This window comes from Undibacterium sp. CCC3.4, assembly GCF_034347425.1.
In the GTDB taxonomy this organism is placed as follows: Bacteria; Pseudomonadota; Gammaproteobacteria; order Burkholderiales; family Burkholderiaceae_D; genus Undibacterium.
Window position 1 is genome coordinate 2,358,038 of record NZ_CP133779.1, and the last position, 16,194, is coordinate 2,374,231.

Consider the following 16,194-nt stretch of genomic DNA (forward strand, 5'->3'; position numbering starts at 1 on the left):
AATTTGCTGTGGCGGGAATGCTCACGCGCTTGCATGTGCTTTAGTTTGACGGAAAAGCGACGCTGGAAAAGCGCTGAAATCCCTTCTTTATTGCAGTGCAATACGACTTAACACCAAGCAAGTATGTGCTTGACAAAGAATTATCTGAAAATATGTTGCGCAGCAGTATAATTTCACATTATGGTATTGCATATCGCTATTTGGTAAATTAAAAAAGCCCTGTTAAAATACTTGTAGCAATAAAAAGTCATGCTTTAATTTGTCGATACGCCCACGTGCTTTCTCAGAAAAAGTACACCAACAGGAGACCTGTATGTCACCCCAGATAGACCAAGTTCTGGCGCAAGCCGTCAACGATCCCGATGTAATGGAGACCAATGAGTGGCTCGACGCGCTCGAATCCGTGATTGACAACGAAGGGCCGGAACGTGCTCATTATCTGATGGAACGCATGGTCGATCTGGCGCGCCGTCGCGGTGCGCACATCCCATTTTCCAGCAATACCGCGTATGTCAACACGATTCCAGCCGATCAGGGCGAGCATTGCCCGGGCAATTTGGAAATCGAAGAAAAACTGCGCTCGATGATGCGTTGGAATGCCATGGCCATGGTCGTCAAGGCGAACCGGGTCGATGGCGATCTGGGTGGTCACTTGTCCAGCTTCGCTTCGCTGGCTAATATGCTGGGCATAGGCTTCAACCATTTTTGGCATGCGCCGACCGCAGATCACGGCGGCGATCTGCTGTACATTCAAGGCCATTCTTCCCCCGGTATTTATGCCCGCGCGTTTTTGGAAGGCCGTTTGACTGAAGAACAGTTGATCCATTTCCGTCGCGAAGTCGATGGCAAGGGTTTATCTTCGTATCCGCATCCGAAACTGATGCCTGACTTCTGGCAATTCCCTACCGTATCGATGGGCCTGGGCCCACTGATGGCGATTTACCAAGCGCGCTTCCTCAAGTATTTGCATGCCCGTGGCATCGCCGACACGGAAAAACGTAAAGTCTGGGCCTTCTGCGGTGATGGTGAGATGGATGAACCGGAATCGATGGGTGCCATCGGTATGGCCGGTCGCGAGCAACTCGACAATCTGGTTATCGTGGTCAACTGTAACTTGCAACGCCTTGATGGTCCGGTACGCGGCAACGGCAAAATCATACAAGAACTGGAATCGGATTTCCGCGGTGCCGGTTGGAATGTTGTGAAAGTCATTTGGGGTGCAGGCTGGGATGAATTGCTGGCGAAAGACAAAGACGGCATACTGCAAAAAGTAATGATGGAAACCGTCGATGGCGAATACCAAAATTACAAAGCCAAAGATGGTGCCTATGTCCGCGCCAATTTCTTTGGCAAACACCCGAAATTGCTGGAAATGGTCGCCAAGATGTCGGATGATGATATCTGGCGCTTGACCCGCGGTGGCCATGATCCGCATAAAATCTATGCAGCCTTCAAAGTGGCCCAGGAAAACAAAGGTTCGCCGACGGTTATTCTGGCCAAGAGTATCAAGGGCTTCGGTTTCGGTAAGTCCGGCGAAGCACGCAATACTGCGCACAATACCAAGAAGCTCGACGACGAAGCGATCAAAGCCATGCGTGATCGCTTCCAGTTGCCGATCGCGGATGCCGATTTACCGTCGATTCCCTTCTACAAACCGGCCGATGACACCCCGGAAATGCAATACCTGCATGCGCGTCGTCAGGCGCTCGGTGGTTATTTGCCACAGCGTCGTCAGAAAGCCGATGAAGCCTTGGTCGTGCCACCGCTGACAGCTTTCCAAGCCATGCTTGAACCGACGGCAGAAGGTCGCGAAATTTCGACTACCGCCGCGTATGTGCGAATTTTGACGGCGCTGCTGCGCGACGCCAGCCTCGGCCAGCGCGTGGTGCCTATTATGGTTGATGAGTCGCGTACCTTCGGGATGGAAGGTTTGTTCCGTCAGATCGGTATTTTCAGCCAGGTGGGTCAATTGTACGAACCAGTCGATAAAGACCAGGTGATGTACTACCGCGAAGATAAAGCCGGCCAAATTCTGCAAGAAGGTATCAATGAAGCCGGCGGCATGAGTTCGTGGATTGCTGCGGCCACTTCCTACTCGACCAATAACCGCGTGATGATTCCGTTCTACACGTATTACTCGATGTTTGGTCTGCAACGTATCGGTGACTTGGCTTGGGCTGCCGGCGACATGCGCGCACGCGGCTTCCTGCTCGGCGGTACCGCCGGTCGCACCACGCTCAATGGTGAAGGCTTGCAGCATGAAGATGGCCACAGCCATGTATTGGCTTCGACCATTCCGAATTGCGTACCGTATGATCCTACCTTCGCTCATGAAGTTGCGGTCATCATGCATGATGGTTTGCGCCGTATGGTTACCGATCAGGAAGATGTGTTCTACTACATCACCTTGATGAATGAAAATTACAGTCATCCGGGTCTGAAAGCGGGCCAAGAAGCCGGCATCATCAAAGGTCTGTACCAGTTGCAGAAAGCCGAACAAAGCACTAAGCACCGCGTGCAATTGATGGGTTCCGGTACGATTTTGCGTGAAGTGATCGCTGCCGCTGATTTGCTCATCAATGACTGGGGCATTGCTGCCGACGTCTGGTCCGCACCATCGTTTACTCTGCTGGCGCGTGATGGCCAGGATATCGAACGCTGGAACATGCTGCATCCGACCGAAACGGCGCGTCTGCCGTACATCACCGAATGCCTCAAGGACAGCACTGGCCCTATCGTTGTTTCGACCGATTACATGCGTACCTTTGCTGAACAAGTGCGCGCCTTCATTCCTAAAGGCCGTAGCTATAAAGTACTCGGCACCGATGGTTTCGGTCGTTCCGACTCGCGTGCGAAATTGCGCGAATTCTTTGAAGTGAACCGTTATTTCGTGGTCATCGCTGCGCTTAAATCACTCGCTGATGAAGGTGCTTTGTCTGCCTCAGTGGTGGCGCAAGCCATCGCCAAGTATGGCATCAATGCTGACAAACCGAATCCTGTCACAGTCTGATTGAGCTGGGTCGGCGGCACTGGTTGCCGGCCTTCGGAAGCGCTGCCGCGTGCCGCGCTTCTCTTATCTGAAGAACATAACGGAGCTAATCCTATGAGTACAATTGAAGTCAAAGTGCCCGATATCGGCGATTTCAAGGAAGTCGAAGTCATTGAACTGATGGTGAAAGTCGGCGATACGGTCAAGGTCGATCAATCGTTGATTACAGTTGAATCGGACAAGGCCAGCATGGAAATTCCATCTAGCCATGCCGGTGTGGTAACCGAAATTAAAGTCAAGGTTGGCGACAAGATCGCTGAAGGCTCGGCCATGGTGGTGGTGGAGGCGTCTGCTGCTGCTGCTCCTGCTCCAGCTGCAGCTGCAGCGCCAGCCGTGGCAGCGGTGGCGGCACCTGCAGTTGCTGCGACAGTTGCGGCACCGGCAGCGCCTGCGCCTGCTCAGGCTCCTGCTCAGGCTGCAGCTGCCGCACCGGCAGCCACCGCTGCGGCCGGCAAAGCCCACGCTTCGCCATCGATACGTAAATATGCACGCGAACTCGGCGTCGATCTGGCACGCGTTGCCGGTTCCGGCCAAAAAGGCCGCGTCACCCAAGAAGATGTACAGAACTTTGTCAAGGGCATCATGGCTGGCAGCACTGCTGTGGCAGCTTTGGCAGCACCGGCGAAAACCGGCAGCGGCGTCGGTCTCGACGTGTTGCCATGGCCATCGCTGGACTTCAGTAAATTCGGTGCCACCGAATTACTGCCTTTGTCGCGCATCAAAAAACTCAGCGGTCCGAATTTGCATCGCAATTGGGTCATGATTCCGCATGTCACGCACTTCGACGAAGCTGATATTACCGGCCTCGAAGAGTTCCGCAAATCGTCCAACGATGCCTTGGTCAAATCCGGCGTCAAGTTGACCATGCTGGCGTTCGTCATCAAGGCCAGCGTAGCGGCACTGAAAAAATTCAAGGCTTTCAATGCTTCGCTCGATGCTGACGGTGCCAACCTGATCCTCAAGCAGTATTACAACATCGGCTTTGCCGCCGATACGCCGAATGGCTTGGTGGTGCCGGTGATTAAGAATGCCGACCAAAAAACGCTTTCGCAAATCGCGCTGGAAATGGGTGAATTGTCAGCCCAGGCCCGCGATGGCAAGCTCAAACCGGCCGACATGCAAGGCGCTACGTTTACCATTTCTTCCCTCGGTGGTATCGGTGGCACGGCGTTTACGCCTATCATCAATGCGCCTGAAGTGGCGATCCTCGGTTTGTCCAAGTCGAGCATGAAACCGGTATGGGATGGCAAGCAGTTCGTGCCGCGCCTGATGTTGCCAATGTCTTTGTCGTATGATCACCGTGTCATCGATGGTGCCATGGCCGCCAAGTTCTCCGCCTATTTGGGCGATATCTTGGCTGATTTGCGTAAAACCCTGCTGTAAACGGAGAATCTGCGATGAGTACAATCGAAGTCAAAGTGCCCGATATCGGCGATTTCAAAGAAGTCGAAGTCATTGAGTTGCTGGTGAAGGTAGGCGATACGGTCAAGGTCGATCAATCCTTGGTGACGGTCGAGTCGGACAAGGCGAGTATGGAAATTCCATCGAGTCATGCTGGTGTGATCAAAGAATTACGCGTCAAAATCGGTGACAAAATCGCCGAAGGTGGCTTGATGCTGATATTAGAGTCCGGCGCTGCTGCCGTCTCTGCACCGGCAACTGCAGCAGCACCGGTGGCAGCCGCAGCGCCTGCGGCCGCAGCAACGCCGGCCGCGCCAGTAGCCGCTGTAGCTGCAGCCGCGGCGGTAGCAACGCTGGTCACCGTGAATGTGCCCGATATCGGCGACTTCAAAGAAGTCGAAGTCATCGAACTCATGGTCAAAGTTGGCGATACCGTCAAGCTCGATCAGTCGGTGATCACGGTTGAGTCGGACAAGGCCAGTATGGAAATTCCGACCAGCTTGGGCGGTGTGGTACGGGCTATCAAAGTCAAGGTCGGCGATAAAGTCGCCGAAGGCACGCCTTTGCTGGAATTGGAAACCACCACGGCGGCCCCTGCTGTCGCGGCTGCAATTACAGTACCGGCAGCGGCAGCAGCGACAGCAGCAGTCGTAGCCGCCCCAGCCGCTGGCAATTACAGCGGCACGGTTGATCTCGAATGCGAGATGCTGGTGCTTGGTGCTGGTCCTGGCGGTTATTCGGCGGCGTTCCGTGCCGCTGATCTGGGCATGCAAACCGTGTTGGTCGAAAAATATGCCACTTTAGGCGGTGTTTGCCTCAACGTCGGCTGCATTCCTTCGAAAGCCTTGTTGCATGTGGCTGCAGTGATCGATGAAACCGCTACCATGGCCGCGCATGGCGTAACGTATGCCAAGCCGGCGATCGATATCGATGCATTGCGTGCGTATAAAGACGGCGTGATCAAAAAAATGACCGGTGGTTTGTCCGGCATGGCCAAGGCGCGCAAAGTCACTGTGGAGCAGGGCGTAGGACAATTCGTCAGCCCGTATCACCTGACGGTGACCGCCGCCGATGGCACGCGCAAGACCATACAGTTCAAGCAAGCTATCATTGCAGCTGGTTCTGCGGTGGTGAATTTGCCCTTTATCGGTGCCAAGGAACAGGCCGATCCGCGGATTGTCGACAGTACCGGTGCCTTGGAATTGCGGCAGATTCCAAAACGCATGCTGGTCATCGGCGGCGGCATCATCGGTCTGGAAATGGCCACCGTGTATTCCACCTTGGGTGCGCGTATCGACGTGGTCGAAATGATGGATGGCTTGATGCAGGGTGCTGATCGTGACATGGTCAAAGTCTGGCAGAAATTTAATGAAAAACGTTTTGACAACATCATGTTGAAAACCAAAACGGTCGCCGTTGAAGCCCTGCCGGAAGGAATTAAAGTCAGCTTCGAAAGCGTTGACGCTGCGGTCGCCTCACCTGCGCCACAATTGTATGATTTGGTGCTGGTAGCAGTCGGTCGTAGTCCTAACGGTAAAAAAATCGCCGCCGACCAAGCTGGCGTGGCAGTCAGCGAGCGTGGTTTCATCAACGTAGACAAACAAATGCGCACCAACGTGCCGCATATTTTTGCCATCGGCGACTTGGTCGGTCAACCTATGTTGGCCCACAAAGCTGTGCATGAAGCGCATGTGGCAGCCGAAGCGGCAGCCGGTGAGAAAGCCTATTTCGATGCCAGCGTGATTCCATCGGTGGCTTACACCGATCCGGAAGTCGCGTGGGTGGGTCTGACCGAAGATGATGCCAAAGCCAAGGGTATCAAATACGAAAAAGGTCATTTCCCATGGGCGGCTTCGGGTCGCGCAGTGGCCAATGGCCGTGATGAAGGCTTCACCAAGTTGTTATTCGATGCAGAAACCAAACGCATCGTTGGTGGCGGCATGGTCGGCACGCATGCCGGCGATATGATCGGTGAAATCGCCTTGGCCATAGAAATGGGTGCGGATGCCGTCGATATCGGCAAAACCATCCATCCTCATCCAACGCTGGGCGAATCGATAGGCATGGCGGCGGAAGTGTATAAAGGCGTCTGTACGGATTTGCCACCGCAACGTAAGAAGTAAATACTGTTGTAAAAAAACCCCGCTGCCTTACATCAGCGGGGTTTTTTTTCAATCAAGCAGTTCTATTTTTCTATTTTGCTGATGTCGATATCCCCATCGGGAGCATGACGCAATTGTAAATGTTCGAATTTCCCGGGCACGATCAGTGTATCGCCCTCGCGGCTGAAGTTGAATTGCACAGGAGTGCCATTATTTTCCATCGCCCACACTTGCGGGTCGGGTGCGGCTGGCTGTAAATGGATGTGCACATCTTCGCTGCTCGATACGATATCGAGTGGATAAATCGCGCTGTGCTTGTCACCTTTGATCAGATACGTGACCGTTTCAGGGCTACGGACAGCTTTTTGGCAGGCGCTCAATAGCAGCATCGTGGCCAGAGTACTCAATAATCGGTGGCTGGCTTTCAATCTGCAAACTCCCTGCTGGTGTCGGATCTGCCATTATCTCTCGAATTGCCTCGCAAGTTGCAAATTTCTCGACCTGCTCGCGGTGGCAGCGATGTGTCGCTTCGCGAAACGACGGATAATGATAAATTGTGTCAATAAGTCCTTGGCTTGCGCGTTTTCAGTTATATTTATCATTATATTGACCCAAGCTTGCACTGAGCCAGCGTAGCCCACATTGAGACGAGGACGGATCGCCATGACCACCAACACAGTCAGTAATGCTGAAAAATTCAGCTGCCCGGGATTTCTGGCAATGGAGCGCAGCATTATCGATGATTTCGTCGACTGCACCCGTGAATGCTGCGCCGAAGTGGAAGTCTGCGTCAAAGCCTTGAATCAGCATGGTGGTACCGAATACATCCACCGCATGTTTCGTTCCATGCATTCCCTTAAAGGGAATTGTCAGATGGTCGGACTGGCACCGCTCAATGCCTTACTCCATAGAATAGAAGAAGTGTTTGCCCGGGTGCGCGCGCATCCGGAACAATATTTTCCTGAGCTCGGCGAATTTTTACTGCTGGCCACCGATCAGATCGAAGCCTTGTTATCGGAGTTGATCGCCACCGGCGCGGCCGATGAAATTCAACGGCGACGTTTGTCCGATGTGTGCGAAGCACTGCAAGCCAATACCGTCAATGGTTTGACGCCGGCCGTGTTTCGCGATGCCATCGTGGCTTTGGGCGGGCGGGTGGTGGAAAAAAATACCAATCACAAACTGGGCAAGGTCGAATTGACTTTGCCGGATGATATGGAATTGATGCGCAGTCTGTCGGTGCGCATGGACATGTTGACCATGTTCCGTAAAAACCGCAGCGAGCAAACGGTGCAATTGGCGGCCTCATTCAATGAAGCCTTGGGTTTTCCGGTCAACCCCGATCAATTGCGCGCCGCCGCGCTCATGCACGATGTCGGCATGAGCTTTATTCCGCACGCGATTTACAACAAAGAAGGCATGTTGTCGCGCGAAGAGCTGCGTATCGTGCAAGAGCATGTGCAGATCAGTTGCCAACTGTTGCTACGCTTCGGTGGCTGGGACGAAGCAGCTCAGATCGTACTTAACCATCATGAATTCTACGATGGTTCCGGTTATCCGAATGGCTTGGTCGGCGAAGCCATCCACCCGGGCGGGCGCATGCTGGCCATCATTGACACCTTCTGCTCGATCACGGCCGAGCGTTCCGATCGCAGTTACAAGAAAAGTCTGCTCAGCGCGATTTCCGAAATTAATGCCAATATTCATGTGCAGTTTGATCCTGAGATGGTTACCACCTTCAATGATGTGGTGCGCAGCATCATGATGAAACAATAAGCAGACTGCTGCTTCAGAACGCCCAGGTCGCCGCTACATAAGCATTATCCCTCACCGGTAACTGGCTCAGTATCGCCTTGCTGGGCCCGCCGGCATGGCGCAGTCCGGCGTCGATATGCCAACGGTCACCTTGCCAAGTCAAGCTGGCGGTACTGACATGCGCCGCGTCTTCCGGGGTGTAGAGCGTATCGAAAGCGTATTGCCAAGCGCCGCTTTGCCAACTCCAGCGGGCCAACAGATTTTTTCGCCGCAGATTGGCACTGGCTGACAGTAAGCCGGTTTGCCATGCCAAATTGCCGGCCACTGGCCTGCTCAATGTGCTTCTTTGTGTAGCGAATGCCTGCAATTGACGATTACGCTCATTCCACTCGCGCCAGACGGCAGCCGGCGCTGCCGTGCCATCCCACCACGCCTCCAGCAGCCAGCTGTGCTGGGTTGCGGTGGTGTAGGTCAGACCGATCAAGGCTTGCTGCGCCGGTGCTTGCAGAGTCGTGTTCACTGGTGTGCTGCTGGCGAGTAAAGGGGCTGCGCTATCTAGCCCCGCTAGCTCAGCGCGCTGCAGATAGCGATACGAGGCATGCAGTTCCAGCGCTTCGTTACTGACCCAAGCCAGCGCGCTGCCGAGGCTGGCAGCACTGTCTTGGCCATAGCGAGCGAAACCATACCAGTCGAGTGCGCCGGCGCGCTGATACAGACGTGCCGCCACGGCCGGCTCGCGATTGCTGTCACCGGCGGCATGCTGACCGGGATTGACCCAGACCAGCGTGACGGCCTGCTCGGCCGTAAAATATTCGGCCATCGCCAGCGGCCTACCGATCAAGGTGCTGCTGACCAGAGCTTGGCGGGTTTCGCGTGCGATCACATCATTCGGGCGGAAGGCGTAGCCGACATCCCAACTGAGGATTTTTTTTCCTGCACTGTATTGCCAGGCGCCGGCATCATAATTTGCCACCAATTCATTGAGCCACGCCGTGCTGTACTTGTGACTGTCTGCTTGTACGGTAGCGATGCCATAAACACCGGGTAGCGTGACATGCAACTCGCCCTCGACTACGCCAGTTGCGGCGCGCATGTCGACGATGCCGGGCAGTAAACGATCGGCCGCGGCGGCCGGGCCTTGGCTGTTTTCGATCGCCGTATTCCACAGTGTGCGGACTTGGCCGCTGACGCTTTGCTCGGCGCTGCAGCAGGGCTGGAATAAGCAAGTAGCGAGCAGCAGTGCCGGTGTACAGAAGCGAGAGCGCATGGCTTACTCCAAGCTCGGATTTTTAGCCAAAAACATGGGATTGAGCCATGCCGCCGGAATGCTCTTGGCCGTGCGCTTGAGGTAGCGTATCCGGGTTTCTTTGTGGCTGCTGAGCTGATCAATCAAGACCATCTCTGCGACACTGCTCTGCGTCGCATCCATAATGAAACGCGCTTGCTTCGCCAACTTTTCCGATTGCACATACAGATCGGCTTTCAGCGGCAGGTAATGCTGTTTCGATAACCACAATTCCATGTGTTGATAGGCCAGTGATGTTCGGTTCGCCGCCAAACTCAGATGCCAGCAGCGCTGTGCCTCGCATTGTTCTTCACCGATCAACTTGCCGTCGTAATCGCCGGCCCAACTGGTGGTGGCGATATCGCCGATGGCGGCGTCGCCGAGCAGTTTTTGCATAGGTGTGATACGCATCGGCCGCTGGCTGCCGGGCAGTATCATCCAAAAGTCATCGCCCGACATCAGCACTTTCTGGCCTTTCTCTGCCGGACTTTGCATCAGTACCAGTGACTGGCGTGCCTGCTGGGAATACACCAGATAGTCGCGTTCCTTTTCGACACTGCCGTCGCGCTGGACGGTGGTGATGTGGGTATCGATTTGCAGATTGCCACTGCCCAGTCGAACTTGATCGGCTGCAGCCAACATGGGGCCGACTTCGAGCGCTTGCGTGCTGCTACAAACAAGCATGCTGAGAGAAAAAATGTACAGAAATTTCATGATGACTCCGTATCAGTTATGCGCCAGGGCGACGACGATGGAAGTACGCAGAGTGCGACCGGCGATCAGGCTGGCAGACAGCATCGCCAGCAGTACCATCATGCCGATGGTACTCAGATACATGGCGGCATCGATGTTCACCAACAGTGGATAGCCGACCGATTGTCCCGGTGGTGGCGGCATGTCGACCGGGAAGAGCAGCAGCAGCAAAGAGACCAGCACGGCGAGCAGGGCACCGCCACAGGCGCCGGCGGCACCGAGAAACATTCCTTCGAAGGCAATGCTGCGCCGCAGTTCTGACGGCAGCGTACCCATGGCGCGCAGGGTCGCAATTTCGCGGGTGCGTTCAATGATCGCCATCGCCATGGCATTGGCAACTACAAACACGACGATCATCGTGATGATCAAACCAAGCGCCCCGAAAATGCGGTTATACAAATCGCGCACCGAGCGATAGAAAAATGCTTCGTCCAACCAAGTGTGAATCCGCATCTGTGGCAGTGTGCGCGCCAAGCGCTGTTGCGCCGCTGCGGTAGCATCGATGCTGTTTAAAAATAAGCCCAGACTCGACACCTTGTCGCTGACCAGAATTTTTTGCGCATAGCCGATATCGATATACACCAGACGCTTGTCGATATCGGGGATGCCGGTCGAGACCAAACCTGAGACTGTGACGTCCAAGGCATTGAGCGCACCGGCGCTGGTGCTGACCATCAGCGTCAGCATACTGCCCGGCTTGGCTTTGAGCGTTTTAGCCAGACTGGCACCGAGCACGACTTCGGCGCTGGACGGATGTGGGCTTAGTAGTTCTCCCTCGAGTAAGCGTAAAAACGGCCCTTTGACGGCAAATTCAGCTACCGGATCAATACCGATGGCGAGCATGATGGTCGACTTATCGCCGTTGCTGATGAGGCCGCTGAAATCTACCCGCGGCAGCACATACCGTACCGCCGGGTCGCTCAGCAGCTTTTGTGTCAGCAGTTCGGCATGGCTGATGCCGAACTGCAGCGGCGTGTATTCTTCGCTGCTGAAGTGCGCCGGCGTGCCGACGATCAGATGCCCGCTGCTGCGCGCCGCGGCTTGGGCCAGACCTTGATAGCTGGCGCTGGCAAAGCCGCCGGCGAGTAAAATGGCGGCGCTGCCCAAGGCGGCGATGGCGACGGTAACCAGTGAGCGGCGGCGATTGCGTTTACTGTTTTGAAACGCGAAGCGCAGCCAAGTCAGGTTGCTGATGATGAAGTGGCTCAGAGTTGTCATTGCAGTTTCCCATCGAGCAGAGTGAGGATGCGGTCACTGCGCCGCGTCAGGCGTTCATCATGGCTGGCGATGACGAAGGCAGCGCCTTCGGCATGACCGCGTTCGCGCATCAGATCGAGTACTTGATCGGCGGTGTGCGAATCGAGGCTGGCGGTCGGTTCGTCGGCGATCACCAGGCTCGGACGCTTGATCAAGGCGCGCGCAATGGCGACGCGTTGGCGCTGACCACCGGAGAGCGCATCGGGTAAATGCGCGGCATGTTCCGCCAGACCGACTGCTGCCAGCTGCGCCGCCACGCGTGCGCGCCGTTCAGCCGCCGGCACGCCGCTTAAGAACAGCGGATAGTCGACGTTTTCGGCCACCGTCATCACCGGCACTAAATTGAAACTCTGAAAAATGAAGCCGATCTGATCGCGGCGATACAGCGTTAGTGCGGTTTCACTGAGGCCGCCGATGTCTGCGCCATTGATCAGAATGTCACCACTATCGGGACGATCTATCAGTCCGCATAAATTGAGAATGGTGCTCTTGCCGCTACCGGAAGGACCGGTTAAAGCCAGTAATTCACCCGCCGCGAGCTGCAAGTCGACACCGCGTAAAGCTTGCACCAAGTGGCTACCGAGGCGGTAGGACTTGTGGACGGCATGCATTTCTATGACCGGCTTCATCAGCTCAACTCCTTGAGCAGTTGTACGGCCTGCGCGCTTTGCTCGGCATGGTGCTCGATGATTTGATTGAGGTAGTTACGTGCCAGCGGCAGATTTTTTTCCGCGCGTGCCTGCTGCGCTGCACACCACCACACTGCGGCGCGAAATGCCAGCGGCGTGGCCTGCAGCCGGGTGTCGCTCAACATATCCTTGAGTAATTGTTTGGCTTGGCCGGCGCGGTGCATAAACCCGGGAACCGCCAGAAAGGTGTTAGCCGCCGTGAGTTTGACTTCGAGTTGTTGCGGCACGTTGCCATGCATGGCTGGTGCCACGCTGGCCAACTGTAAAGCTTTGTCGAGCATGGCCATACCCTCTTCAGCATAGGCCATTTTTTTCCATGGAAAAATCGTGTCGGCCGCGCGTTTCGCGGTGCTGGCACCACGGTAGGCGAGTAACAGCGGATTCCCGGGTTCGCTCTGCTGTAACGCGGTAAACGCGGCCGCGGCTTGTTCGGTTTGATGGGGATGCATCAGATGGGTGAATGCCGCCTGAAACGCGGCTTCTGAAAATGCCTGTGCCGGCGCGCTGGCGCTCAGTGATAACACGGTGGCGGCGATAAACGGCAGATATTGGGAACGAAGATTCATGCGTTTCTCCTGTAGTGGTTGGTGTGATTCGACCCTGACAGCATAAATTTTCCGATTGGCCGCGGCGAGGCGAATGCGACCAAACGCCGCCGCCTGCCGTCAACGGCAGGTGGCGTGGCGTAGACGGTGGCTTTGCAGTTGTGGTGGTTTGTGTGATACTGGTCCGCTCACATACCGAGGGAAGCACCATGAACCATCAGTCTTGCGAATTTATTGTTGACCGCGCCCAGCTCCACGTTTCCAAGGTCATACCCCTGACGATTCCGACGGCGGCCACGCTGGTGAGTGGTCAAGTGCTGCTGAAAATCGATCATTTTGCATTTACCGCAAACAATGTCACCTATGCGGCGTTTGGTACGGCAATGAAGTACTGGAATTTTTTTCCAACCGTCAGCGGCTGGGGCAATATCCCGGTTTGGGGTTTTGCCGACGTGGTGTTGTCTACCGTTGACGGTATCGCAGTCGGACAGCGCTACTATGGTTACTACCCGATGGCCACGCACTTGTGCGTGACACCGGGGCGTTTTCACGCCGGCGGCTTCAGCGATACCGCGCCGCATCGTCAGGAAATGCATGGCCTGTACAATCAATATCTGTTGACTGATGCCGACCCGGCCTATACGGCCGCCAGCGAAGCCGAGCAAATGTTGTTGCGACCGCTGTTCATCACTTCCTTCATGATTGATGATTTTCTCGATCAACAACAATATTTCGGCGCTACCGATATACTGATCTCCAGCGCGTCCAGCAAGACCGCCTATGGGCTGGCATTCTTACTGGCGCAACGTCAAAGCGTGCGTCTGATCGGTTTGACTTCGGCGGCCAATCGCGCCTTCGTCGAAAGTCTCGGCGTCTACCACGAGGTGCACTGCTACGAGGATCTGGCGGCGCTCGATGCCGGACATGCAGTCGCGTATGTCGATATGGCCGGCAACGCCTCACTGCGCGCCGCCCTGCATGAAAAATATCAAGATCAGATGCGCTACAGTTGCGCTGTCGGTGGCACTCACTGGGATGAGTTGGGTGGCGCGCAGCATTTGCCTGGCGCGCGGCCGGTATTGTTTTTCGCGCCGGCACAGATCAAGCTGCGGCTGGCCGATTGGGGGCCGGCCGGCTTGCAGGCACGTGTTGCCGATGCTTGGCAGCGTTTCATGCAACCGGTACTGCACGCCGACCAGCCGTGGTTGCGCGTGCAGCACGGGCGCGGTGCGGCGGCCGTGGTGTCGTTGGTGGAACGGATGTTGGCCGGTCAGGTCAGTGCCGACGAGGGCCATGTGCTGAGCTTGAACTGAGCCTGTGCTGCTCAGTGCTCGAGCTTGATCAATGCCGGCAGTTCGCCTGATTTGCGCCCTTTGATGATGGCGGCATTGATTTGCTCGAGTAGACTGGTATCGCCCTGTAAACTGGTCACGAAATGAATTTCATCGGCCAAGAAGGGTTTGCTCAGCACCCGGATATGGTATTTTGCCTGCGCATCGCTGCGAATATTTTTATCCTGCAAATAGCCATTGAGCTCGTTTTCCAGGTCCTTCGCATTCTGCAGGCGCGAATTGAACAGTAAGACATCCATGCGACCGGACAGCAGTTTTTTCAGCCGCGAACTGGTTTGCGGCTGATCTTCTTCGACCTTGAACAGCCGATTTCTTTGACTGTCGATTTCATCGCCGAAGCGTATGCCGCGCACAATGCCGACCGATTTCCCCTTCAAATCATTCAAGCTGGTGTAATCCCAGTTGGCGTCGTCACGCACCACCAACCAGATATAGTCGCTCATTACCGCTTCTGAATAAGCCAAGACCTTGAGCCGTTCGCTGGTTTTTGACATCCCAAAACCCAAGCCCTCACCAGCTTTGACATTTTCTATCACGCGCGGCAGCGGATAGCGGCGGATCTCAAACTGCAGATGCAGGGCACGTTCGAAATAAGCGATGATTTTGCGGTTTTCCGGACGTATCGGTGCCAGCGCACCGTTTTCGTCACGCGTCTCGGCCAGCAGCAGCGGCGTGGCGGCCAACGCCGGCGCAGCCGCACCCGCACCCAGCGCCAGCAGGAGCGCACATGCATAGCGGACGAAAAAAGAGCAGTGAAGTGGCAGCATGCTTAGACCGATAATTTTTCTACGAAAAAACTCAGCTTGGTGCGGAACGGAATGGTATTTTGATGATTATAACGCTCATTGTGATACGTGTCGCGGCGCTGCGAATCGTGGATTCGGTATCTGTCAAGATAGTTGGTAAGATTTGAGCTTAAACCGCTACCAGTTCCTGTTCGGTAAACGCATACGGCGCATAACGCCGACCACCGCGCCCTGTGTTTGAGATCACAAATTGTGATCTCAAAGATTCCCATTCGGCAGCATCCAACTGAAACATAAAATCTTCCGGAAACCGATGCAGATTACGTTTAACGGCTTGCCCCAGGCTACTGGTCGTTACGCCATACAGCGCTGCCAAATCGGTATCGAGTAACACCTTTTGATCGCGCAACACCACAATATGTTTGGCAATCGTTCCAGTCGATAAATTCTTTGTGTGCGTGACGCTGGCTTGACTGCTCATGCCTTCACCTGTTCGCGTGGTGGTTTCTTCGGTGTGATTGTTATCTTAGCCGCTGGTTTCGCCATACGTGCCAGCGTCCCGGAAACCGTCATATCTCAGTACCTGAGCGGCTCGCTCACTTGTCCATCAATGATATGAACCGTGCGCTGCGTCCTGCGTGCCAGCTCCGGGTCGTGGGTGACCATTAAAATCGTGGTTCCGTGACTATTGATTTGTTCTAATAATTCCATGACCGCATGCGCCATCTTGGAATCAAGATTACCGGTCGGTTCATCGGCCAGCAGCAAGCGCGGTGAGCCGGCCAAAGCCCGTGCAATCGCCACCCGTTGTTGTTGACCACCCGATAATTCGGCAGGAAAATGGCGCATTCTCGAGGCCAAGCCGACCTGTTTCAATACACTTTCTATCCGCTCCTTTCGCTCGGCTCGAGGTAGCCCGCGATAGCGTAGCGGGACATCGACATTATCAAATAAATTCAAATCAGGAATCAGGTTAAAACCTTGAAAGATGAAGCCGAGTTTTTCATTACGCAGGCGCGAGCGCGCGTCATCGGATAAGTTTTTCACATTGACACCATCGAGAAAATAGTCACCGCTGGAAAATTCTTCCAACAAACCGGCGATATTTAAAAAGCTGGTTTTGCCGGAACCGGAAGGGCCGGTGACGGTCAGGAATTCGCCCTCTTTAACATGGATGTCAAAGTCACGCAGAGCATAGGTTTCTATCTGATGAGTGCGATAAACTTTGCTGAGATGTGTCATTCGTATCATAGATAATCC

General features: G+C 55.0%; 14 protein-coding genes. 5 read left to right on the forward strand and 9 right to left on the reverse strand.

Annotated elements, in window-relative coordinates; all coding sequences use genetic code 11:
- Positions 1-313 precede the first annotated feature (313 nt).
- The 3 genes from aceE (at position 314) to lpdA (ending at position 6,573) form a co-directional block, all read left to right on the forward strand.
- A complete protein-coding gene (aceE, locus tag RHM61_RS10550) occupies positions 314-3,010 on the forward strand; it encodes a pyruvate dehydrogenase (acetyl-transferring), homodimeric type (RefSeq protein WP_322247259.1) in 2,697 nt (898 codons plus the stop codon).
- Positions 3,011-3,103: 93 nt separating this feature from the next.
- The gene (aceF, locus tag RHM61_RS10555) at positions 3,104-4,432 is read left to right on the forward strand and encodes a dihydrolipoyllysine-residue acetyltransferase (protein WP_322247261.1); all 1,329 of its coding nucleotides are present in this window, start codon (positions 3,104-3,106) and stop codon (positions 4,430-4,432) included.
- A gap of 14 nt (positions 4,433-4,446) precedes the next feature.
- Positions 4,447-6,573 (forward strand): dihydrolipoyl dehydrogenase, encoded by a 2,127-nt coding sequence (gene lpdA / locus RHM61_RS10560; RefSeq protein WP_322247263.1) that lies wholly within the window; start codon positions 4,447-4,449, stop codon positions 6,571-6,573.
- Positions 6,574-6,635: 62 nt separating this feature from the next.
- Here the strand turns inward: lpdA and RHM61_RS10565 are convergent, their stop codons facing one another.
- Positions 6,636-6,980, reverse strand: coding sequence for a hypothetical protein (locus RHM61_RS10565; RefSeq protein WP_322247264.1), 345 nt, complete (start codon positions 6,978-6,980; stop codon positions 6,636-6,638).
- A gap of 235 nt (positions 6,981-7,215) precedes the next feature.
- On the opposite strand from RHM61_RS10565, the gene RHM61_RS10570 reads away from it, so the two are divergent.
- Complete coding sequence (locus RHM61_RS10570; protein ID WP_322247265.1) at positions 7,216-8,328, forward strand: HD domain-containing phosphohydrolase; 1,113 nt, start codon at positions 7,216-7,218, stop codon at positions 8,326-8,328.
- 13 nt (positions 8,329-8,341) lie between these two features.
- Here the strand turns inward: RHM61_RS10570 and RHM61_RS10575 are convergent, their stop codons facing one another.
- The 5 genes from RHM61_RS10575 to RHM61_RS10595 are packed head-to-tail and all read right to left on the reverse strand — an operon-like array spanning position 8,342 to position 12,857.
- Complete coding sequence (locus tag RHM61_RS10575) at positions 8,342-9,574, reverse strand: hypothetical protein (protein WP_322247266.1); 1,233 nt, start codon at positions 9,572-9,574, stop codon at positions 8,342-8,344.
- Positions 9,575-9,577: 3 nt separating this feature from the next.
- Positions 9,578-10,306 (reverse strand): outer membrane lipoprotein-sorting protein, encoded by a 729-nt coding sequence (locus RHM61_RS10580; RefSeq protein WP_322247267.1) that lies wholly within the window; start codon positions 10,304-10,306, stop codon positions 9,578-9,580.
- Positions 10,307-10,318: 12 nt separating this feature from the next.
- Positions 10,319-11,563, reverse strand: a complete 1,245-nt coding sequence (locus RHM61_RS10585) for an ABC transporter permease (RefSeq protein WP_322247269.1) — start codon at positions 11,561-11,563, stop codon at positions 10,319-10,321.
- Positions 11,560-12,231 (reverse strand): ABC transporter ATP-binding protein, encoded by a 672-nt coding sequence (locus RHM61_RS10590; protein ID WP_322247271.1) that lies wholly within the window; start codon positions 12,229-12,231, stop codon positions 11,560-11,562. Before RHM61_RS10590 ends, RHM61_RS10585 begins: the two co-directional genes overlap by 4 nt.
- Positions 12,231-12,857: a hypothetical protein gene (locus RHM61_RS10595; RefSeq protein ID WP_322247272.1), complete on the reverse strand. Its 627-nt coding sequence runs from the start codon at positions 12,855-12,857 to the stop codon at positions 12,231-12,233. Before RHM61_RS10595 ends, RHM61_RS10590 begins: the two co-directional genes overlap by 1 nt.
- A 188-nt stretch (positions 12,858-13,045) precedes the next feature.
- Between RHM61_RS10595 and RHM61_RS10600 the strand changes: the two genes are divergently transcribed.
- Complete coding sequence (locus RHM61_RS10600) at positions 13,046-14,149, forward strand: DUF2855 family protein (RefSeq protein ID WP_322247274.1); 1,104 nt, start codon at positions 13,046-13,048, stop codon at positions 14,147-14,149.
- Positions 14,150-14,160: 11 nt separating this feature from the next.
- Here RHM61_RS10600 and RHM61_RS10605 read toward each other — a convergent pair whose 3' ends face one another.
- From RHM61_RS10605 to RHM61_RS10615, 3 genes are all read right to left on the reverse strand, one after another.
- Complete coding sequence (locus RHM61_RS10605) at positions 14,161-14,955, reverse strand: substrate-binding periplasmic protein (RefSeq protein ID WP_322247276.1); 795 nt, start codon at positions 14,953-14,955, stop codon at positions 14,161-14,163.
- A gap of 148 nt (positions 14,956-15,103) precedes the next feature.
- On the reverse strand, positions 15,104-15,415 hold the full coding sequence (locus RHM61_RS10610) for an ORF6N domain-containing protein (protein ID WP_322247278.1): 312 nt from the start codon (positions 15,413-15,415) through the stop codon (positions 15,104-15,106).
- 95 nt (positions 15,416-15,510) lie between these two features.
- Positions 15,511-16,185 carry an ABC transporter ATP-binding protein gene (locus tag RHM61_RS10615; RefSeq protein WP_322247280.1) on the reverse strand — a complete coding sequence of 225 codons (675 nt, stop codon included), beginning with the start codon at positions 16,183-16,185 and terminating at the stop codon, positions 15,511-15,513.
- Positions 16,186-16,194: the final 9 nt, after the last annotated feature.